Annotated in this window: 18 protein-coding genes; 6 read left to right on the top strand and 12 right to left on the bottom strand. The window is 64.6% G+C overall.

Annotation, left to right across the window (positions count from 1 at the left end; translation table 11 throughout):
* Positions 1 to 346: 346 nt before the first annotated feature.
* The 7 genes from D3227_RS01370 to bcoG are packed head-to-tail and all read right to left on the bottom strand — an operon-like array spanning position 347 to position 8047.
* A complete protein-coding gene (locus tag D3227_RS01370) occupies positions 347 to 1288 on the bottom strand; it encodes an alpha/beta hydrolase (protein ID WP_120011891.1) in 942 nt (313 codons plus the stop codon).
* Between the two features lie 21 nt (positions 1289 to 1309).
* Positions 1310 to 2092, bottom strand: coding sequence for a carnitinyl-CoA dehydratase (locus D3227_RS01365; RefSeq protein WP_120011890.1), 783 nt, complete (start codon positions 2090 to 2092; stop codon positions 1310 to 1312).
* Positions 2085 to 4163 carry an acetate--CoA ligase family protein gene (locus tag D3227_RS01360; protein ID WP_120012196.1) on the bottom strand — a complete coding sequence of 693 codons (2079 nt, stop codon included), beginning with the start codon at positions 4161 to 4163 and terminating at the stop codon, positions 2085 to 2087. The genes D3227_RS01365 and D3227_RS01360 overlap by 8 nt, the downstream gene beginning before the upstream one ends.
* Before the next feature lie 52 nt (positions 4164 to 4215).
* Positions 4216 to 5379 carry an acyl-CoA dehydrogenase family protein gene (locus tag D3227_RS01355; protein WP_120011889.1) on the bottom strand — a complete coding sequence of 388 codons (1164 nt, stop codon included), beginning with the start codon at positions 5377 to 5379 and terminating at the stop codon, positions 4216 to 4218.
* Between the two features lie 4 nt (positions 5380 to 5383).
* Entirely contained in the window at positions 5384 to 6478 is a 1095-nt protein-coding gene (locus tag D3227_RS01350) for a carnitine 3-dehydrogenase (RefSeq protein WP_120011888.1), read from the bottom strand.
* A complete protein-coding gene (locus D3227_RS01345; RefSeq protein WP_120011887.1) occupies positions 6475 to 7104 on the bottom strand; it encodes an HD domain-containing protein in 630 nt (209 codons plus the stop codon). The genes D3227_RS01350 and D3227_RS01345 overlap by 4 nt, the downstream gene beginning before the upstream one ends.
* 25 nt (positions 7105 to 7129) lie before the next feature.
* The gene (gene bcoG, locus D3227_RS01340; protein WP_120011886.1) at positions 7130 to 8047 is read right to left on the bottom strand and encodes a 3-dehydrocarnitine:acetyl-CoA trimethylamine transferase BcoG; all 918 of its coding nucleotides are present in this window, start codon (positions 8045 to 8047) and stop codon (positions 7130 to 7132) included.
* A gap of 77 nt (positions 8048 to 8124) precedes the next feature.
* On the opposite strand from bcoG, the gene D3227_RS01335 reads away from it, so the two are divergent.
* Positions 8125 to 9105 carry a GlxA family transcriptional regulator gene (locus tag D3227_RS01335; protein WP_120011885.1) on the top strand — a complete coding sequence of 327 codons (981 nt, stop codon included), beginning with the start codon at positions 8125 to 8127 and terminating at the stop codon, positions 9103 to 9105.
* A gap of 87 nt (positions 9106 to 9192) precedes the next feature.
* On the opposite strand, the gene D3227_RS01330 is transcribed toward D3227_RS01335, so the two are convergent.
* Complete coding sequence (locus D3227_RS01330; RefSeq protein WP_006202320.1) at positions 9193 to 9396, bottom strand: hypothetical protein; 204 nt, start codon at positions 9394 to 9396, stop codon at positions 9193 to 9195.
* Between the two features lie 203 nt (positions 9397 to 9599).
* Positions 9600 to 10925 carry a xylose isomerase gene (gene xylA / locus D3227_RS01325; RefSeq protein ID WP_120011884.1) on the bottom strand — a complete coding sequence of 442 codons (1326 nt, stop codon included), beginning with the start codon at positions 10923 to 10925 and terminating at the stop codon, positions 9600 to 9602.
* Between the two features lie 110 nt (positions 10926 to 11035).
* Between xylA and D3227_RS01320 the strand changes: the two genes are divergently transcribed.
* Positions 11036 to 11398, top strand: coding sequence for a nuclear transport factor 2 family protein (locus D3227_RS01320; RefSeq protein WP_120011883.1), 363 nt, complete (start codon positions 11036 to 11038; stop codon positions 11396 to 11398).
* 32 nt (positions 11399 to 11430) lie between these two features.
* Here the strand turns inward: D3227_RS01320 and xylB are convergent, their stop codons facing one another.
* The 3 genes from xylB to D3227_RS01305 all read right to left on the bottom strand — a co-directional run bounded on the left by xylB (position 11431) and on the right by D3227_RS01305 (position 15037).
* Positions 11431 to 12885 carry a xylulokinase gene (gene xylB / locus D3227_RS01315; protein ID WP_120011882.1) on the bottom strand — a complete coding sequence of 485 codons (1455 nt, stop codon included), beginning with the start codon at positions 12883 to 12885 and terminating at the stop codon, positions 11431 to 11433.
* Between the two features lie 82 nt (positions 12886 to 12967).
* Positions 12968 to 14290 carry a tetratricopeptide repeat protein gene (locus D3227_RS01310; protein WP_120011881.1) on the bottom strand — a complete coding sequence of 441 codons (1323 nt, stop codon included), beginning with the start codon at positions 14288 to 14290 and terminating at the stop codon, positions 12968 to 12970.
* Between the two features lie 123 nt (positions 14291 to 14413).
* A complete protein-coding gene (locus D3227_RS01305) occupies positions 14414 to 15037 on the bottom strand; it encodes a LysE family translocator (RefSeq protein WP_120012194.1) in 624 nt (207 codons plus the stop codon).
* 228 nt (positions 15038 to 15265) lie between these two features.
* On the opposite strand from D3227_RS01305, the gene D3227_RS01300 reads away from it, so the two are divergent.
* From D3227_RS01300 to D3227_RS01285, 4 genes are all read left to right on the top strand, one after another.
* Positions 15266 to 16027 (top strand): L,D-transpeptidase, encoded by a 762-nt coding sequence (locus D3227_RS01300; RefSeq protein ID WP_120011880.1) that lies wholly within the window; start codon positions 15266 to 15268, stop codon positions 16025 to 16027.
* Between the two features lie 99 nt (positions 16028 to 16126).
* Positions 16127 to 17293: a diphosphate--fructose-6-phosphate 1-phosphotransferase gene (locus tag D3227_RS01295; RefSeq protein ID WP_120011879.1), complete on the top strand. Its 1167-nt coding sequence runs from the start codon at positions 16127 to 16129 to the stop codon at positions 17291 to 17293.
* Positions 17293 to 18027, top strand: a complete 735-nt coding sequence (locus D3227_RS01290; protein WP_167480562.1) for an MBL fold metallo-hydrolase — start codon at positions 17293 to 17295, stop codon at positions 18025 to 18027. Before D3227_RS01295 ends, D3227_RS01290 begins: the two co-directional genes overlap by 1 nt.
* A gap of 217 nt (positions 18028 to 18244) precedes the next feature.
* Positions 18245 to 19786 carry a DegQ family serine endoprotease gene (locus D3227_RS01285; protein WP_120011878.1) on the top strand — a complete coding sequence of 514 codons (1542 nt, stop codon included), beginning with the start codon at positions 18245 to 18247 and terminating at the stop codon, positions 19784 to 19786.
* The last annotated feature ends 28 nt before the right edge of the window (positions 19787 to 19814 follow it).

The raw sequence follows: 19814 nt of genomic DNA, 5'->3' as shown, positions 1-19814 counted from the left end.
CACGTTCGTCCCTGATCGAATTGTCTGCTTTCCTCACAGTCACGATACGCCGGCTCTTACGCAGGGTCAACGGAATCAGCGAAAAGCCCAGCGCATCGACCCCATCCCGAAGGCGGTGGTCGCGCTGAGCTCCTGTTGTTCCCGGAGACCGTGGAGCCTCTGGGTGTCTGGTCATGGCGGGCTTTCCTTTCCGGGCCGCACCATGCGGCACCTCACGTCAGTCGCGGACGGAGGCGGAAAGGTTCACTGGCCGGGACGAAGGGCCCGTGCGCTGGTCGCTCAGTTTGATCGAAGTGACCGACGGCAAGACGCCGTCATTGCGCATCGGCGCAAATGTCGAAGGGGCTCACCAGATCCAGTCGCCCCTGCCCAGCGCCGACACCGCATCGACGATGCGGGTGAAGCTCGCGCGAGCACGTCCGACCATATGCCGACCCCTGAGATAGGCATGCACCAGCCCCGGCTCCTCGAACCACCAGGCCCGCCCGCCGGCGGCAAGGATACGGTCGCGATAGGCTTCGCCGTCTGACGACAGCGGGTCGCATTCGGCGGTGATCAGCACCGTTGGCGGCAGGTTGGCGAAATCGGCGTCGGCCAGCGGCGACAGGGTGATGTCGCCGGTTCGGTCCACGCCGCCGGTGCGGATGTGCTTGTAGTATTCGATGTCGCGCACCGTCAGCATCGGCGCCTCGGCATGCGTCACATAGGAACCCTTCGAACGGTCGCCGAAAAGGCCCGCATAGATCAGCATCTGGCCGACCGGCCTTTTGGCGTGGCCGCGCGTTGCATGGCTGACGGCGGCGCAGAGATTGCCGCCGGCGCTGTCGCCGCAAAGCAGGACCGGGCATCGATAGGTCTTGGCGGCCCATTCGAAGGCGCCCAATACGTCATCGAAGGCGGCGGGGTGCAGATGCTCCGGCGCCAGCCGGTAGTCGATCGACACCACCTCATGGCCGGTACGGGCGCAAAGCTCGGCGCAGACATCGTCATGGCTGTCCAGTCCGCCGAGGATGAAGCCGCCGCCATGGACATAGAGTACCGTCGCAGCGTTGTTCGGCGTCGCGTTGCGGTAGACTCGGATCGGGATATTGTGCGCGACTAATGCAATGGCGGTGGTTTCTGCCGTCACGCCTTGCGGATAGCCGGCAAAGAATTCTCGGCACATGCGATCGTAGATCGCGCGCTGCTCGGCGATCGTGTAGTCGATCGTGTCGGGCGGATAATAGGAATTGATCCGCTCGATATAGGCCCAGGTCTCGGCGTCGATGAGGGTTTTGTAGTCGGTCATGGCTGCTGAACGGACGGCGTCCTACCTGCCCTTCCACACCGGATCGCGCTTTTCGGCGAAAGCGCGAAAACCTTCCATACCGTCCTCGGAACCGTAGAGGGCGTCGACGGTCGGCAGCTGGCGGCGCGTCACTTTGTTCATCGCCTCCTGAAAGGTGAGCGCCTCGGCAACGCGCGCCGTCTCCTTGATCGCGGCGAAGACCAGCGGCGGACCGCTGGCGAGCAGCCGGGCGATCTCCCAGACACGATCCTCGAGCTTTTCCTTGGGCAGAACCTCGTTGACCAGGCCCCAGCGATGCGCTTCGGCGACATCCATCCAGCGGCCGGTGAGCAGCAGGTCCATGGCGACATGGTAAGGAATGCGCTTCGGGAGCTTGATCGTCGCCGCATCAGCCAGCGTGCCGGCGCGGATTTCGGGCAGCGCGAAGGAGGAATGGTCCGAAGCGTAGATGAGGTCGCAGGACAGCGCCAGTTCGAAGCCGCCGCCGACCGCCATGCCGTTGACGCAGGCGATGACCGGCTTGTTGAGGTCGCGCAGTTCCTGCAGCCCGGCAAAGCCGCCGACGCCATAGTCGCCGTCGACCGCGTCGCCGCCGGCAGCCGCCTTGAGGTCCCAGCCGGCGCAGAAGAACTTGTCGCCGGCTGTCTTGACGATCGCGACGCGCAACTCAGGATCGTCGCGGAACGCCTTGAACGTCTCGCCCATCAACCGCGAGGTCTTGAGGTCGATGGCGTTGGCCTTCGGCCGATCGAGCGTAACTTCGAGGATCGTGCCCTCGCGGCGGGTCGAAATGACGTCAGCCATTCTTCTTCTCTCCCAGCACCAGCAGCGCGTCGGCGATCCAGGCGCCCTTGCCTTCAGCGCAGACGATCAGCGGGTTGATGTCGAGCTCCTCGATCTCGCCGGCATTCTGCTGCACGAAGGCTGCGATGCCCGATATCGCCTCGATGGCCGCCGCGACATCGGCTTTCGGCCGGCCGCGATAGCCTTCGAGCAGCGGGTAGAGTTTGAGGCCGCGCAATGCCGCCTCGATGTCGTCGCGTGTCGCCGGCAGCATCAGGGTGACGCTGTCGCGCAGCAGCTCGACCAGAACGCCGCCGGTGCCCAGCGTCATCACCGCACCGAACATCGGGTCGCGGGTGAAACCGACGATCAGCTCGGCGACACCGTCGCGCACCATGCGCTCGACATAGAGACCGGTGCCAAGCGGACCGAGATCATGGGCGGCGGTGCTGACGGATTCGGCATCCTTGAGGTTGAGCAGCACCGCGCCCATCTCGGATTTGTGGGTGACGCCCAAAGCCTTCAGTGCCACCGGGAAGCCGAGCGCCATGGACGAGATCACCGCTTCGACGGCGTTGCCGGCGCGCTCGCCCTTCGGCACCGGCAGACCGGCCTCGATCAGCCGCGATTTTGCCTCGGCCTCGTCCGGCGTGATGTGGCTGCCAACCGGTGCACCGGATGCCGAGGTGTCGATCGGCTGCGCCTGCGGCTCGCGCCAGGCCCAGCCGATGAAGGCTGCCGCCTGGGCTGCGTCCATCGCCTCGGAAATGCCGAACAGAGGCACCATGCCGCGCGCCATCAGGCCTGCCGTGTATTCTTCGGGCAGGTTTTCCGGCAGCGAGGAGACGATCGCGCCTTGCGCCTCGTTGGACTTGAGCGCCGCTTCGAAAGCGCGCAAGGTTGCCCACCAGTCGGTATCAGAGCAGCGGTCGGGGCGCGGGAAATCGAGCACCAGCATGTTGAGGTCGAAGCCACCCGACACCATGGCGGTGAAGGTAGCGGTCATTGCCGGCTCGTTGTTCCAGATGAAGGTGTGGTAGTCGAGCGGATTGGCCACCGCGACCAACGGCCCGAGCGTTGATTTGACATGGGCGCGGTGCTTGTGGGTGAGCTCCGGGAAATTGACCCAACGCCCCTCCGCGCTGTCGGCCATCACGGACGCCTCACCGCCCGAACAGCTCATCGACGACAGCCTATAACCGGGCAATGGACCGGTGACATGCAGCAGCTTCAGCGCCTCGATGAAGGCGGGGATGGAATCGACGCGGGCGATACCGAGCCGCTTCAGGAACGCGCCCGAAGCGGCATCGGAGCCGGCCAGCGATGCGGTGTGCGACACAGTCGCTTGCCTGGCCTGTTCGGAGCGGCCGACCTTCATGGCGATGATCGGTTTTTTCAACTCGCGGGCGCGTGCTGCCAGGCGCTCGAAGCCGGCTACCGAATCGAAGGCCTCAATATGCAGCCCGAGCGAGGTGACGCGCTCGTCTTCGATAAGGCCGAGCGCCATTTCGGACAGGCCGGTCTGCGCCTGATTGCCGGCCGTCATCAGGAAGGCGATCGGCAGGCCGCGCTTCTGCATCGTCATGTTGATGGCGATGTTGGACGACTGGGTGATGATGGCGACACCGCGGCCGCCCTCGGGCAGCCTGATGCCGCCATGCTGGTCGGGCCACAGCAGCGCGCCGTCGGCATAGTTGATCAGGCCGTAGCAGTTCGGGCCGATGATCGGCATCTCGCCCGCCGCCGCGACGAGCTCGGCCTGCAGCCGTTCGCCATCCTCGTCATAGGCTTCCGTCTCGAGGAAGCCGGCTGCAAAGCAGACGGCACCGCCGGCGCCACGCTCGGCTAGTGCCTTGACCACCTCGATGGAGAGATGCCGGTTGACGCCGACAAAAGAGGCGTCCGGTGCGGAAGGAAGGTCGGCAACGGAACGATAGGCCTTGCGTCCGGCGACCTCGTCCTTGGTCGGGTGCACCGGCCAGATCTCGCCGGCAAAGCCCATCTTGATCGATTGCGCAACGACGGCGGCGGCCTGCGCCCCACCGAACACGGCAATCGATTTCGGGCGCAGGAGACGTTCGAGTTTATGCATGGTCATCTTTTCGTTTGAGCACGATCTGGTTCCCGGTTTTGGGGATCATGCTCTAAGCCCCGAACGGACGCAGCAGCGCCCGCGAAATAATATGTCGCTGAATCTCCGAAGTGCCTTCCCAGATGCGCTCGACGCGCGCATCGCGCCAGATGCGCTCCAGCGGCAGGTCGTCCATCAGGCCCATGCCGCCATGGATCTGGATCGCCTCATCGGCGACGAAAGCGAGCATCTCGGTGGCCTTCAGCTTGGCCATGGCCATGTCCTGATCGGTGACGGTACCCTGATCGTACTTCCAGCCGGCTTCGAACACCATCAGGTCGGCGGCCTTCAATTCGGTCGCCATGTCGGCGAGCTTGAACGATACGCCCTGGAACTTGCCGATCTGCTGGCCGAACTGCTGGCGCTGGGCGGCATATTCGACGGCGTGGCCAAGCGCCCGCTCGGCGCGGCCGAGACAGGTGGCGCCGACCTGCAGGCGGGTGGCGCCAAGCCAGGAATTAGCGACGTCAAAACCCTTGTGAACCTCGCCGAGCACCTGTCTTGCCGGCAAGCGGCAGTCGTCGAATTCCAGGATGGCGTTGGTGTAGCCGCGATGCGAGACATTGCGGTAACCGTCGCGCATGGCAAAGCCCTTGGTGCCCTTGTCGACGAAGAAGGCGGTGATCTTCTTGCGTTTGCCGCGTGGTGAATCCTCTTCGCCTGACGCCATGAAGACGATGGCGAAGTCGGCGAGGTCGGCGTGGGAGATAAAGTGCTTGGTGCCGTTGAGCAGCCAGTCGTCGCCGTCCTGCACAGCGGTCGCCTTCATGCCGCGCAGGTCGGAGCCGGCGCCCGGCTCGGTCATCGCCAGGCAATCCCATTTCTCGCCGCGAATGCACGGGAACAAATATTTTTCGCGCTGCTCCGGCGTGCCGGCCAGCAGGATGTTGGAAGGACGCGCGACGCAGGTCCAGTGCAGCGCATAATTGGCGCGGCCGAGTTCCTTCTCGTAGAGCAGCCAGGTCACCGTATCCAGCCCGGCGCCGCCGACTTCCGTCGGCATGTTGGCGGCATAGAGACCGGCTTCGATCGCCTTGACCTTGATCTCCTCGATCAGTTCGCGGCGCAACACGCCAGTGCGCTCCACCTCGCGCTCGTGCGGGTAAAGCTCGTTTTCGACGAACGCGCGCGTCGTCTCGACGATGAGTTTCTGCTCCTCCGACAGACCGAAATCCATGGTCTTAGCCCTTCTTCTTTTTCTTCGGCTTGTCGGCTTTCTTCACCGGCTTGCTCGCCTTGGCCTTCTCGGCCGCCTTGGAGGCCGTCGGCTGCTTCGCCGCCAGCTTGGCCAGTTGCCTAGTGTAGTCCTTGTGCAAGGCGCCGGCACCCCAGCCCTTGCCCTTGTTCTGCTTCGACAGCGCTTCCATGATCGCGACCAGATTGTCGTCACGGATCTTTTCCAGCTCGCGGATCGACAGGCCATGTGCCTGATCGTCCGACTGCGTGGCGATGAGGTCAACCAGTTCGTCGTTGAACTCCGGCACGTCCATCAGCTTGGTCCACGGCCATTGCAGGCAGGGCCCGAACTGCGCCATGAAGTGGCGCATGCCGGCCTCGCCGCCGGCGACACGATAGACCTGGAACATGCCCATCTGCGCCCAGCGCAGGCCGAAGCCATAGCGCATGATGTCGTCGAGCTCCTCGACCGTGCAGATGCCGTCCTTGATCAGCCACAGCGCCTCGCGCCAGGCCGCTTCGAGCAGGCGGTCGCCAACGAAGGCCTCGATCTCCTTGCGGATGACGACAGGCTTCATGCCGATCGAGGCATAGATCTCCCTGGCGACCTCGATCGCCTCGGGAAAAGTCTGCTCGCCGCCGACGATCTCGACCAGCGGCAGCAGATAGACCGGGTTGAACGGATGGCCGACGACCAGCCGCTCCGGATGCTTCTTCATCGCCACCTGCATGTCAGTCGGCTTGATGCCCGAGGTCGAGGAGCCGACAATAGCGTTGGCCGGAGCATGAGCATCGATCTCGGCCAGCACGCGGTGCTTGAGGTCGAGCCTCTCAGGCACGCTTTCCTGGATGAAGTCGGCGTCGGCGACCGCTTCGGCGATGGTCTTGGCGTAGGTGAGCTTGCCTTCCTTGGGCAGGCCGCCGGGCAGCATCTGCTTGTAGGCGCGGCGCGCGCCCTTCATCACTTCGCCGACCTTGCGCGAGGCTTCCGGGTCGGGATCGAAGATCGCCACGTCGATGCCGTTCAAGAGCAGCCGCGCCACCCAGCCGGCGCCGATGACGCCGCCGCCAATGGCGGCCGCCTTGTTGATGATGCTCATAAGGAGGCTCCGGTTCTTGTGTTCGCCATGACGGGATCGGTGAGGGGCACGCGCTCGCCGGCGCGGATGACCGAGGGGTCGTAGACCTTGCGGGCAAAGACTTCGAGCACGAAGGGCCGCAAGAAGTCGATCGGCAGCGTCTCGTAATCCGGGTCGAAGCTCGACTGGTCCCAGCGCTCGCAGAACTGGTCGCAATCGTCGAAATAGGCATGTCCGGCGAAGCGGTCGCGGGCGTGGCGGTTGCCGCCGAGATGATGCGCGTAATAGAGGCGCTGGAAGTCACCGTGCTTTTCCACCACCCAGGTGCATTGCTCGCGCACGAAAGGCTTCAGGATCGCAGCCGCATATTCGTCGTGGTTGTAGGGCGCGTAGATGTCGCCAATGTCGTGCAGCAGCGCGCAGACGATCCAGTCCGTGTCGGCGCCGTCGCGCCAGGCGCGGGTGGCCGCCTGCAGCGAGTGACCGAGCCGGGTGATCTTGTAGCCGGACAGGCCCTCGTCGAGCTGCACCAGCGCATCGAGCAGCCGTTCGCCGGTCTTCGCGGCATAGTCGATTTCATGCGCGGTCAAGAACTCATAGTCGTCCTTGTCGCCATCCTTCATCGCGGTGAATTTGACGGTAGCCATGCCGACCTCCCGGCTATCCCAGTCCTTATGCCGCTATCGGCGCCCGCTTGGTCAGGTTCAGCTTCTTGCGCACTTCCTCGGGCCCAATGATCCTGGCGCCCAGGTTGGTGACGATGCTGGCCGCGCGCTCGACCAACTGTGCGTTGGTGGCGAGCACGCCCTTGTCGAGCCACAGATTGTCTTCGAGGCCAACGCGGACATTGCCGCCGGCCAGCACCGCCGCGGCGGCATAGGCCATCTGGTTGCGGCCGATCGAGAAGGCCGACCAGTTCCAGGTCGACGGCACGTTGTTGACCATGGCCATGAAGGTGTTGAGGTCGTCGGGCGCGCCCCACGGCACGCCCATGCAGAGCTGCACCAGCGCGTCTGGCTTCAGCACCTGTTCCTCGACCAGCTGCTTGGCGAACCACAGATGGCCGGTGTCGAAGGCCTCGATCTCGGGCTTGACGCCGAGCGCCGTCATCATGCCGCCCATGGCGCGCAGCATGCCGGGCGTGTTGGTCATGACATAGTCGGCTTCGGCGAAATTCATCGTGCCGCAATCCAGCGTGCAGATCTCCGGCAGGCACTGGCGCACATGCTCGACGCGGTTGGTGGCGCTGCCCATGTCGGTGCCTTTTTCATTCAGCGGCAGCGGCGCCTCGGGCGAGCCGAACACCATGTCGCCGCCCATGCCGGCGGTCAGGTTCAGCACGACGTCGACATTGGCGTCACGGATGCGCTCGGTAACCTCGCGGTAGAGATGCACGTCGCGGCGCGGTTTGCCGGTTTCGGGATCGCGCACATGGCAGTGGACGATCGCAGCACCCGCCTTGGCCGCGTCGATCGCCGAATCGGCGATCTGCTTGGGCGAACGCGGCACATGCGGGCTGCGGTCCTGCGAACCGCCGGATCCGGTCACGGCACAGGTAATGAAAACCTCACGGTTCATCGCGAGCGGCATGAAATTTCCTCCCAATCAAGACAGACAACAACAATGACTGACTTGCCGGAAACTGTTTTGCGTTTTACGAAGCACTCATGACCAAAAGCGAAAAATCGGATATCTTTCGTGCTGAGCGCTCGCGGCTCAAGGTGACGCTGCTGGTGTTCTCGGGCTCATCGATCATGTGCGTGGCCTCGGCCATCGATCCACTGCGCGCCGCCAACCGCATCGGCGGCGAGACACTGTTCGACTTCAAGCTGGTTTCGGTGACCGGCGAGGCGCCGGTGACGACTTGCGGCCTGCCGGTTGCGGTCAGCGGCCGCTTCGATGCCACCGAAGTCACCGACGTGCTTATCGTGGTCGCCGGTTTCGGCACACAGAACTATGCCACGTCGGCGCTGCTTGCCGGCCTGCGGCGGGCGGCGCGTGCCGCGCGGGCCTGCGGCGGCGTCGAGGCCGGCACGTGGCTGGTCGCGCGGGCCGGTCTGCTGGAAGGGCGCAGCGCCACCACCCACTGGGAGGACATGGAGGACTTTTCATCGGCCTTTCCTGGTGTCGACGTGCGTCCTGACCGCTATGTCATCGACGGTCCCGTCTTCACCTCGGGTGGTGCCTCGCCGACCTTCGACCTGATGCTGCATTTGATTCGCACGCGGCTCGGCATGGCGGTGGCGCTCGATGTGGCGAGCGTGTTCATCTACGACCAGGCGCGCGCCGCCACCGATGCGCAGCCGCTGGTCTCGCTTGGCCGGCTCGATGGCTACGATCCGCGGCTGGCGCAAGCGATCCGGCTGATGGAAGCGCATGTCGACCAGCCGCTGACCATCGCCGCGGTGGCCAAGCGCGCCGGGGTGACGGCGCGTACACTGGAAAGCATCTTTCGCAAGTCGATCGGCGAAACGCCGGGCGCCTACTACCTCAGGCTCAGGCTGGGCGCCGCACGCCGGCTGGTGGTCGACACGCGCATCGCCATGGCAGACATCGCCGGGCGGACGGGATTTTCGTCCGCCGCAGCGTTTTCCAGAGCGTTTTCAAGAGCTTTCGGCGAAGCGCCGGTCAGGCTGCGCCGGGGCTAATGCATGTCGCCCAAAAGTGTGTAGCGGTTTTGGGACAACGACATGCATAGAAACAAAGATTCCAAAGCGCGGAGCGCTTTGGTGAGATCAAGCCGCGTTTTGACGATCGCTGCCATTGTCGATCTGCGAGCGCATCTGTCTCGCCAGACGGACTTCGAATCGGCTGCTGACGGCGCGATCCCATTCGTTCTTCACATCGTCGGTAGGTCTCGGCAACGCCATCAGCCGATCGATGATCGATCCGGTCTCGCCGGACGAGAGCAGGGCGTCGATTTCGCGTTCGTGCTGCATATCGGTTCGCCTCCTTCTTCTTCACCCGCCACAGGAGCCATACTTATACGAGATCCGTGACGGCTGTTTGAAGGCAAGAGCGAGGCGATTGAGGGGCGATGCGGGGCAGAACCGTGTCGCCGGTCCTGCCCATCGCGCAAAGCCGTTCCGGGGCAGCAATGTGCTTGGCCGCCCCTGGAAAGGGTATGGACGGAATTTCGCGCTCAGACGTAGCGGTTGACGATATTCTCGAGCAGTTCCTGGCGACCCGAGCGCGGCTGCGGCTCGATCTTCTTCTTCACCACACGCTCGGCGATCTCCTCCAGCGTGCGTTTGCCCGACAGCATCGCCTTGGCCTCGGCCGAATTCCAGCCGGCATAGCGTTCTGCCAGCGGTCCCGACAGCGCCTTGTCCTCGACCATACGTGCCGCGGCCTTGAGACCGCGAGCGCAAGCGTCCATGCCGCCAATATGGCCGATCAGCAGATCCTGCGGGTCGAGCGATTGGCGGCGCAGCTTGGCGTCGAAATTGGTGCCGCCGGTCTTGAAGCCACCGGCCAGCAAGACCTGGTAGTAGGCCAGCGCCATCTCCGGCACATTGTTGGGGAACTGGTCGGTGTCCCAGCCGGACTGGTAGTCGTTGCGGTTCATGTCGATCGAGCCGAAGACGCCGAGCGCATTGGCCAGCGCCAGTTCGTGTTCGAAGGAATGGCCGGCAAGGATGGCGTGGCCCTGCTCGACGTTGAGCTTGACCTCCTTCTCCAGACCGAAGCGCTTGAGGAAGCCGTACACCGTCGCGACGTCATAGTCGTACTGGTGCTTTGTCGGCTCCTGCGGCTTCGGCTCGATCAGGATGGTGCCCTTGAAGCCTATTCTGTGCTTGTAGTCGACGACGAGGCTGAGGAAGCGTCCAGCCTGGTCCTGCTCGCGGCCAAGGTCGGTGTTGAGCAGCGTCTCGTAGCCCTCACGTCCGCCCCACAGCACGTAGTTCTCGCCCTTCAGCCGCTTGGTGACGTCGATGCAGCTTTTCACCGTCGCCGCCGCATAGGCAAAGACATCGGGATCGGGATTGGTGGCCGCACCCGACATGAAGCGGCGGTGCGAGAACAGGTTGGCGGTGCCCCACAAGAGCTTGACGCCGGTCTGCTTCATCTTTCCCGCAAAATAGTCGGCGATCTCGTCGAGACGCGCCGCACTTTCGGAAAAGTCCCTGCCTTCCGGCCGCACATCGGCATCGTGGAAGCAGAAATAGGGCGCGCCGAGCAGCGAAAACATCTCGAAGGCGACGTCGGCCTTGAGCTTTGCCAACTCCATCGTGTCGATGCCACCGGCCTTGGCGAACCAGGGACGATCGAAGGTCTGGCCACCGAAGGGATCGCCGCCCTGCCAGGCGAAGGAGTGCCAGTAGGCGACGGCGAAGCGCAGATGGTCTTCCAGCCGCTTGCCGGCGACAATTTCGTCGGGATTGTAGAACCGGTAGGCCAGCGGATTGGTCGAATCCGGTCCCTCATATTTGATCTTCTGGATGTCGCCGAAAAATCCGCTGCTCATGATTTCTGTCCTCTCGAAAGTTTGCCCTGATTACCTCAGGCGTAATTGGTTTCACGCTCACGCCGGTCGAAAAGGCTCGTGTCAAAGCCACTCAACGAAGGAGACAGACCATGACCGACCTCAACACGATCGCCCAGAACTACATCACCGCCTGGAACGAGGGTGATGCGGATCGCCGGGCGGAATTGCTCAAGGCGACCTTTACCGAGGACGTCAGCTATCGCGATCCGATCATGCAGGGCGACGGCCATGAAGGTGTCGCCGCACTCATCGATGGCGTGCAACAGCGCTTTGCCGGCTTCCGGTTCTCGCTGAAGGGCAAGCCGGACGGGTTCGCCGACACGATCCGCTTCTCGTGGAACCTCGGGCCGGAAGGCTCCGAGTCCGTGATCGAAGGCACCGATATCGGCGTCATCGAGAATGGCCGCCTGAAGAGCGTCACCGGCTTCCTCGACAAGGTGCCGGCGCAGTGAGCCGTGATGCCGCGGCGTGGGCAAGAACCCGCTCACGCCGTGGCGCCTCTGATCGCCGGGTAAAGAGCCCGGTAGCGGTGATAGGCATCGGCATAGGCGCCGATAAGCGCCGCATCCGGTTCGACGGTGGTGTCGGTGGCCGGCGCGGTGCAGACGGCAAGCGGATCGGCGCCGGTCGCGGCGATCAGGCCGAGCCGGGCGGCACCGAAGGCGGCGCCGAAATCGCCATCGGCGGGAATGTCGACCGGCACCTGCAGAGCGGTGGCGATCGCCTTCAGCCAGTAGCGCGAGCGCGAACCACCGCCGATCGCCGTCACCCGCGTCAATGTCGTGCCGGCTTTCTTCAGCGCTTCGAGGCTGTCGCGGAAAGCAAAGCCGACGCCTTCGAGCACCGCCTGGGTCAGCACGGCGCGGCTGGATTCATGCGCCAGGCCGGTGAACGAGCCGCGAATGGCGGAATCATTGTGCGGCGTGCGCTCGCCAGAGAGATAGGGCAGGAACGATACGCCGGTCGGAGCCTTGAGTTTCTCTCCGAGCTCGGCGGTCAGTTCGCCAGCGCTCTTGCCTGATATCTCCGACAGCCAATTGAGCGAATCGGTGGCCGACAGGATGACGCCCATCTGGTGCCAGGTGTCGGGCAGCGCATGGCAGAAAGTGTGCACCGCGCTTGCCGGATTGGGGAGGTAGGAGGCGTTGGCGGCAAACAGCACGCCCGACGTGCCGAGCGAGACGAAGGCGTGGCCGGCACCCACCGTCCCCATGCCGCAGGCGGAGGCCGCATTGTCGCCGGCGCCGCCGGCGATCGGGATGGCTGATTGTATGCCCCATTTCGAGGCCAGCTCGGCGCGCAGCAGGCCAGCGGGCGCTGTGCCTTCGACCAGCGCCGGCATCTGCCTTTCGTCGAGCGAGGTGGCGGCGAGCAGTTCCAGGGACCAGCGCCGCTTGCCGACATCGAGCCATGAGGTGCCGGCGGAATCCGACATTTCCGACATATGCTCGCCGGTCAGCCAGAGCCGCAGGAAATCCTTCGGCAAGAGCACCTTTGCCACCTTGGCGAAAACACCGGGCTGGTTGTTCTTCACCCAGGCGAGTTTAGGTGCGGTGAAGCCGGGAAAGACGATGTTGCCGGTGAGTTTGCGAAAGCGCGGATCGGCATCGAGCGCGGCCGCCTCAGTGTGGCTGCGCGTGTCGTTCCACAGTATGCAGGGGCGCAGAACCTTGTCTGCGGCGTCGAGCAAGGTGGCGCCATGCATCTGGCCGGAGAGGCCGATGCCTTTCACCGAGGCAAGCTGCCTTGGATGCGACGCCTTCAGCTCGGCGATTGCCGTCTCGCAGGCCTGGATCCAATGGGTAGGATCCTGCTCGGACCAGCCGGGATGCGGTCGCGATACGTCGAGCGAACCATGGCCGGAGCCGACGACAGTCTGCCCGGCATCGATCAACAGCGCCTTGACGCCCGACGTGCCCAGATCGAGGCCGAGATACATGCTTTCCTCCCACTGCCAATAATTTTTTCGGATCTCGAAAAAATCTGGCTTGGCCAGTTTTTAAGGCAAGATTCGCCGCCGGTCAATTCTCGGACAATTCGGCGGCGCGTTGCGAAAACAATGCCGAGAGCGGGCTGTCCGGTCGCGCCAGGGTGCGTTCCGCCGTTAGCGCCCGCGACAATGCATGGTCGCCGCAACGCAGCGCCGCCTCGATCAAAGTGAGATCGATGACGTCGCGCTGCGCGTGGCTGCCGCCGAAGCGCTGGGCGATGGCGCGAATCGGCCGGATCAGGCGGACCGTCTCGGCATAATTGCCGTCGCCGAACGCCTTGATGGCGAGCGTCAGAGGGCGGCCGACATCCCGGGTGAAGGCAGCGTTGTCGTCACTGCCGCGCATCGCCTCGCGCTGTGCTTCGAGCAGGGCTCGGGCCGGCGCCTCGAGGCCGGCGCCAACGAAGGCCATCATCGCATGCGCGTCGTTGAAGGCATAATTGCCGGCGCCGGCCTTGGGCCAGTTGGCCGCAAGGGCTGCCCAGCGCCCGCCGACATCGGCGCCGCCGAGATGCAGCCGCCACAGGATCGCCGAGGCATCGACCATGTTGAGCGCCAGCGTCGACGGCGTGCCGTAGATCGGCCCGTCATAGAGCGCCAGCACCTCGTCTGTCTCGCCGAGATCGTAGTGGAACAGCGACAGATGCCACCAATTGTGCACCTGCAGGAAGCTGTCCTTCGTCCACGCCTCCGGGTTGGCGCGCATCCAGGCGATGCCGTCTCTTTGCCGGCTCTGCATTTCCATGACATGAGCAACGGCGTGCTGCGCCCAGCCGTCGCGCGGCTCGATGTCGACCGCCGTGCGGCCCAACTTCTCGGCGCGCGCGTAGTCGCCCATCTCCTCCAGCCCGAAGGCCTGCATGCCGAGGACGGCGTGGTAGCCCGGCATGTCGCTTTGCCAGGACGGCAGAGCGCGGCCGATGCGGTCGCGCAGCATGCGGGCATTGCCGGTGAAGAAGTCGATCTGGTGCCCAGTCTGCAGCGCCACCATGTCGAGCGGAAAGTCGATGGCGACGTCCTCGAGCATTCGCGAAGCCTCATGCCAGCGACCGGCGGCGAGATGGCCAAGGGCCGCAACATGCGCCTGCTCGCGCGGCGTCGCAGCCAGGGGCAGCGCAGCCTCGTGACATCTGCTGGCCACCAAACTTGCCTCGCGCTCGGTGGCGAGGCCGAAGAGATAGCCCTTGAACACATGCGCCATGACGAAATCGGCGTTTTCGGCAATGGCGCGGTCGGCCGAGGCGACCGGGTCGCCGATGAAGCACTGCAGTTCGCGCACGGCCTGGGCGTAGGGGGCGAAGCCGGCCTCCGTCGCACCCGACAATGTCAGGCCGAATGCGTCCTTGATTGCCATGCCTAGCCCTCCATCAGATGCCGGAGCCAGCCTATCTTAGGCCAACAAAGGCTGGCGCGCCAACCTGCGGCCCAGGCTCATCGAGCACGCAAATCAGCCAGGGCAGGTGAATTTCTCCTGCCCTCAATTTCCCGAGCGCACCGCCATGGTGGCGATGCCGGCACCGACCAGCAGCGTGCCGCCGGTGCGGTTGAAGATGCGGATCGCCCGGGGATTGCGCACCACGTTGCGTGCCCGTGCCGCGATCAGCGCGTAGCCGAAGGCATTGGCGAAGGCGAGCGCCAGGAAGGTCGTCTCGAAGATCAGCATCTGCGTCCAGAAATCCGCGTGGCGGTCGAGGAACTGCGGCAGGAAGGCGACGAAGAAGGTGATGCTTTTCGGATTTAGCGCGGTGACCAGCCAGGCATGCGCCATCATTTTCGCCGAGGACACCACATCGGTGCGCGGCTCGGCCTTGAGCGCGCCGCCGGCGCGGAACAGTTTTACGCCGAGATAGATCAGATAGCAGGCGCCGATCACCTTCAGCACGGTGAACACGGTGGCCGATGCCGCAAGCAGCGCGCCGATGCCCAGCATCGACAGCGTCATGGCGGTGAAGTCGCCCAGTGCCACGCCGACCGCCATCGGCAGCGCCGTGCGCCAGCCCTGGCCCAGCGCATAGGACACGACCAAAAGGATGGTCGGGCCCGGAATGACGAGAAGGATGGCGGAGGCGGCGGCGAAGGCGGCCCAGTTTTCGAAGGACATCGATGTCTCCTTGAGCGCAAAGAAAAGGATAAATCCTTGGGTGCGCAAGAATGTAAAGAGGCTTTTTCGAAATCCCGCGGCGGCCGTTTCGCCTTGCCTGCGCGGGCAACGGCAGAACAGGGTTAAGACCAAAGTCCGGCCCTTCACGCTTTTTCAACCATGATTGGCGAAACTGCCCCCTATCCGGCCGGACCGTGTTTTCCCGCCGACAGCGTAGGGTTTGGGTGCATGCGTAAGCCGCAAGATCTGACGCCGCCAGTGAATGGCGACGCAAGCGAAACCGACAATCTGCTTTCCCGCCGCACGGTGCTGTCAGGCGCCGGCGCCATGGCACTGCTCGGCATGGCCGGCTGCAGCCAGACGCTCGACCTGCCGCAGTTGCAGCTCGACGACACCACCACCGGCTCGGTGCGGCCGATCCGCCCGGCGATCAGCGTCGACAAGAACATCACCGGCCCGGACGTGATGTACGCCTCGCTGACCGACGGTGGCTTCGAGGTGCCGGCGGTGCCCTATCAGAAAGTCAAGGCGGAGTTCCGTCGCCAGATCGTCGTCGACCAGACCGGCGAGGCGCCCGGCACCATCGTCGTCCATCTGCAGGAGCGCATGCTCTATCTGGTGCAGCCCGGCGGCGAGGCGATCCGCTACGGTGTCGGCATCGGCAAGGATGGCTTCCGCTGGTCGGGCCGCGCCAACATCCAGTACGGCAAGGAATGGCCGCTGTGGACACCGCCGCCCGAAATGATCGCGCGCAAGCCTGAGTTGGTGAAATGGCAGGGCGGCCAGCCCGGCGGCCTCACCAACCCGCTCGGTGCAAGGGCGCTCTACATCTACCAGGACGGCAAGGACACCGGCTACCGCATCCACGGTTCGCCCGAATGGTGGAGCATCGGCCAGGCGATGTCGTCGGGCTGCGTGCGCCTGATCAACCAGGACATCATCGACCTCTACAGCCGTGTTTCCAAGAAGAACCCGGTCGTCGTCGTCTGATCCTTCGTCGGCTGCTCGCAGCCGTTTGACTCTCCCGTTGCGTGATGCCGCAAGACAGGCGAATGTGCCTGCGAAGCCACCATCCGGGAGAACTGAAGAATGTCAGGAACGTTTGTGATCGCGCAGGGCGGCGGACCGACCGCCGTCATCAACCAGACCATGGTTGGTGCAGCACTGGAGATCCGCAAGCGGCATCCCGGCGCCAAGGTCCTGGGCTCGATCCATGGCGTGCGCGGCATTCGTGACGGCAACTACGCCGACCTTTCGGCCATCCCCGAGGAACAGCTCAGGCTGATCGCGGCGACGCCAAGTGCGGCGCTCGGCTCGACGCGCGACAAGCCGGACGCCGCCTATTGCGAGGTCATCCTCAACGGCCTGAAGAAGGCCGGCGCCGACGCCTTCATCTATATTGGCGGCAACGACACGTCGGGCACGCAGCAGATCCTGACCGATGCCGCCGGCGGCACGATGGCCTTCGTGCATGCGCCGAAGACCATCGACAACGACCTCGAGGAGAACGACCACACGCCGGGCTTCATCTCGGCGGCCGAGTTCGTCGCCGGCGCCTTCCTCTCGGTCGATCTCGATTTCCGCGCTTTGCCCGGAATCTATGTCGGCATCGTCATGGGCCGGCACGCCGGCTTCCTCACCGCCGCCGCCGCCGCATGGCAGCTCGATCCGGACAGCGGCCCGCATCTCGTCTACGTGCCGGAGCGGCCGTTCTCGGCCGCCGGCTTCATCGACGACGTGCGCGCCACGCTCGACCGCCACAAGCGCTGCATCGTTGCCGTGTCGGAAGGCGTCAGCACCGCCGACGGCAAGGCGCTGGTCGAAAGCCTGGTGCCGCCGGATAAGCTCGAGCGGGACGCCCATGGCAACGTCAAACTGTCGGGCAGCGACCTGCCGGCAGCGCTGGAGCGGGCACTGGCCGAGGGACTGCCGGGCAAGCGGGCGCGCGTCGATGCGCTCGGCTACATGCCGCGCGGCTATGTCGGGGCGATCAGCGCCGTCGACGCACAAGAAGCCTTCGACGCCGGTGCTTTTGCCGTTGCCGTCGCCGAAGAGGGAGGCGGCTCGGTGGCGCTGCAATATGACGGCACGAAAACCGTACTGAAGAAGGTGCCGCTGAAGAATGTCGCCGGCAAGACCCGCCATATGCCCGACGATTTCATGAAGCCCGATGTCAATCAGCTGTCCGAGGCCGGGATGGCCTATCTGAAGCGGCTGGTGCCGGAGAAGTATAAGGTTGGAAAGCCGTTCGTCTAATGGGTGACCGTCTGGTGGGCGACTGGTTCAGCAAGACCAGTATCGACGCCAGGACGACGATGCTGACCGAGCCGTTCGTGCACGATTTCGTGCGCGCCAACATCTGGCATTTTCGCGGCCGCGACGTCGACCTGCTCGTCGACACCGGCATGGGGATCTGTCCGCTGGCGCCTCAGATCGACACGCCTGCCGGCAAGCCACTGCTGGTCGTCGCCACGCATATCCACCTCGACCATGTCGGCTCACTGCACGAATTTCCGCTGCGGGCGGGACCGGCAATGAGCGCCGAAAAATTCGACACAATGGATGAGGTGGTCACCTACGCCTACATGTTCCACAATCTCGACGACGCCGTCTCGAAATTGCCGGCGCCGGGCTGGAAAGCGGCCGACTACAGGATCCCACCGGCACCGCTGGCACGAACGCTTGCCGAGGGCGATGTCGTCGATCTCGGCGACCGGCAGTTCAAGGTGCTGCACCTGCCGGGACATTCGCCTGATTCGATCGCGCTGTTCGACGAGGCCGACGGCCTGTTTTTCGCCGGCGACGCCATCTATGACGGCATGCTGATCGACGACCTGCCGGATTCCGACCGCGTCGCCTATCGCCGCACGATGCAGCGGCTGCTCGACCTGCCCATAAGCGTCGGCCATGGCGGGCACGGGCCGAGCTTCGATGGCAAGCGGATGCGGGAGATCGCCTCGGCCTATCTCAGGCGCACCAATGGGCGTTGATGCGCCGACCGACGCGCCTGCGGACATTAAATCTTCGTAAGATGGCACAAGAACCCTAATTCGGACCCATCCAGACCCTAGATGCAGGGCTGTCGATCCGGTCGGCTGCCATGCCAGGCGAGACAGGCAATCGCGACCGTCGACACGCCGGATGGCCGGTTTCCCATACAGGGGAGCGGCCACGGCGCCGGATCAACTCTCGCCCGGACAAACGACCATGTCAGATATCCTTCGCAGACATCGCGTCGCGGCCTTGCTGGGCGCTGCGCTGATCCTATCCCCCTTCGTCGTGTCTTTCGCAGACAGCGCCAACAACATGGGCGCAAGCAGCACCGTTCCGACTACCCAGACGCCTGTCGCCGGCATAACGGCGCCGAACGGCTCGTTCGCCCCGATCGTGGCGGCCGACAAGCCGGCGGTGGTGACGGTCACCACCGTCATGAAAGCACAGCCGGAAACGATGAGCGAGGACTCCCCCTTCGACGGTGGTTCGCCCTTCGACGACTATTTCCGCCAGTTCTTCGGCGACCAGGGCATGCCCGGGCCCAAGACCCCGCCGCAGCAACAGTCGCAGCGTGCGGAGGCGCTTGGGTCCGGCTTCATCGTCGGAGCCGACGGCACCATCGTCACCAACAACCACGTCATCGATGGCGCCACCTCGATCAAGGTGACGCTCGACGACGGTACCGAGCTTCCCGCCAAGCTGGTCGGCCGCGACGCCAAGAACGACCTCGCCGTGCTCAAGGTCAAGGCCGACAAGTCCCTGCCGACCGTCAAATGGGGCGATTCCGACAGACTGATGCCGGGCGATCAGGTGCTGGCTTTCGGCAACCCGTTCGGCATCGGCACCACCGTCACCGCAGGCATCGTTTCGGCGCGCGGCCGCGACCTGCACAGCGGCCCGTTCGACGACTTCATCCAGATCGACGCGCCGATCAACCACGGCAATTCCGGCGGCCCGCTGGTGGATGTCGCGGGCAATGTCGTCGGCATCAACGCGGCGATCTATTCACCCAATGGCGGCAGCGTCGGCGTCGGCTTCGCCATCCCGTCGGACCAGGCCGAGAAGGTGGTCGCCAAGTTGATGAAGGGCGGCGACATCCAGTACGGCTATCTCGGCGTCCAGATCCAGGAGGTGACGCCGGACGTCGCCAGTGCCATGGGCCTTGACCATCCCGGCGGCGCGCTGGTTTCCGAAGTCACGGACGGATCGCCGGCCGCCAAGGCAGGCATCAAGACCGGCGACGTCATCACTAGCTTCGCCGGCCAGGAGATAAAGGATCCGAAAGACCTGTCGCGTGCCGTCGCCGACATAGCGCCGGGCGCCAGGGAAACGCTCAATGTCTGGCGCGACGGCAAGGCCATGCAGATTTCCGCCGATGTCGGACACAATAGCGATGATGCTAAGACCGCCTCGGCCGAAGGCAATGGCGGCAAGTCCCCGGAACAGGCCTTGCGCGTGCCCTCGCTCGGCCTCGGCCTCACCGACCTCACGCCGGATGTTCGCGAACAACTGAACCTGACCGACGACCAGCGTGGCGCGCTGGTCGAGCGCGTCAATCCGGACAAGGCGGCCTCGGCCGCCGGCATCCAGCCGGGCGATGTCATCGTCGGTGTCGACCAGACCCCGGTAAAGAACGCCAAACAGGCAAACCAGGCGATCGCGCAGGCCGGCAAGTCCGGCAGGAAATCCGTGCTGCTGCTTGTCGATCGCGGCGACGCGCAGATCTTCGTCGCGGTGCCCTTCGCCGCCGGCTGAGGCATGACGCTCGACAGGCTTGCCGCAT

The organism is Mesorhizobium waimense, assembly GCF_003601975.1.
Taxonomy (GTDB): Bacteria; Pseudomonadota; Alphaproteobacteria; order Rhizobiales; family Rhizobiaceae; genus Mesorhizobium; species Mesorhizobium waimense.
This window is presented reverse-complemented; position numbering and strand designations above follow the sequence as displayed.

Bases quoted from the DNA above. Each gene is read 5' to 3' on its own strand.
- D3227_RS01370 (WP_120011891.1), bottom strand. From the start codon at position 1,288: ATGACCGACTACAAAACCCTCATCGACGCCGAGACCTGGGCCTATATC.
- D3227_RS01365 (WP_120011890.1), bottom strand. From the start codon at position 2,092: ATGGCTGACGTCATTTCGACCCGCCGCGAGGGCACGATCCTCGAAGTT.
- D3227_RS01360 (WP_120012196.1), bottom strand. From the start codon at position 4,163: ATGCATAAACTCGAACGTCTCCTGCGCCCGAAATCGATTGCCGTGTTC.
- D3227_RS01355 (WP_120011889.1), bottom strand. From the start codon at position 5,379: ATGGATTTCGGTCTGTCGGAGGAGCAGAAACTCATCGTCGAGACGACG.
- D3227_RS01350 (WP_120011888.1), bottom strand. From the start codon at position 6,478: ATGAGCATCATCAACAAGGCGGCCGCCATTGGCGGCGGCGTCATCGGC.
- D3227_RS01345 (WP_120011887.1), bottom strand. From the start codon at position 7,104: ATGGCTACCGTCAAATTCACCGCGATGAAGGATGGCGACAAGGACGAC.
- bcoG (WP_120011886.1), bottom strand. From the start codon at position 8,047: ATGCCGCTCGCGATGAACCGTGAGGTTTTCATTACCTGTGCCGTGACC.
- D3227_RS01335 (WP_120011885.1), top strand. From the start codon at position 8,125: ATGACCAAAAGCGAAAAATCGGATATCTTTCGTGCTGAGCGCTCGCGG.
- D3227_RS01330 (WP_006202320.1), bottom strand. From the start codon at position 9,396: ATGCAGCACGAACGCGAAATCGACGCCCTGCTCTCGTCCGGCGAGACC.
- xylA (WP_120011884.1), bottom strand. From the start codon at position 10,925: ATGAGCAGCGGATTTTTCGGCGACATCCAGAAGATCAAATATGAGGGA.
- D3227_RS01320 (WP_120011883.1), top strand. From the start codon at position 11,036: ATGACCGACCTCAACACGATCGCCCAGAACTACATCACCGCCTGGAAC.
- xylB (WP_120011882.1), bottom strand. From the start codon at position 12,885: ATGTATCTCGGCCTCGATCTGGGCACGTCGGGCGTCAAGGCGCTGTTG.
- D3227_RS01310 (WP_120011881.1), bottom strand. From the start codon at position 14,290: ATGGCAATCAAGGACGCATTCGGCCTGACATTGTCGGGTGCGACGGAG.
- D3227_RS01305 (WP_120012194.1), bottom strand. From the start codon at position 15,037: ATGTCCTTCGAAAACTGGGCCGCCTTCGCCGCCGCCTCCGCCATCCTT.
- D3227_RS01300 (WP_120011880.1), top strand. From the start codon at position 15,266: ATGCGTAAGCCGCAAGATCTGACGCCGCCAGTGAATGGCGACGCAAGC.
- D3227_RS01295 (WP_120011879.1), top strand. From the start codon at position 16,127: ATGTCAGGAACGTTTGTGATCGCGCAGGGCGGCGGACCGACCGCCGTC.
- D3227_RS01290 (WP_167480562.1), top strand. From the start codon at position 17,293: ATGGGTGACCGTCTGGTGGGCGACTGGTTCAGCAAGACCAGTATCGAC.
- D3227_RS01285 (WP_120011878.1), top strand. From the start codon at position 18,245: ATGTCAGATATCCTTCGCAGACATCGCGTCGCGGCCTTGCTGGGCGCT.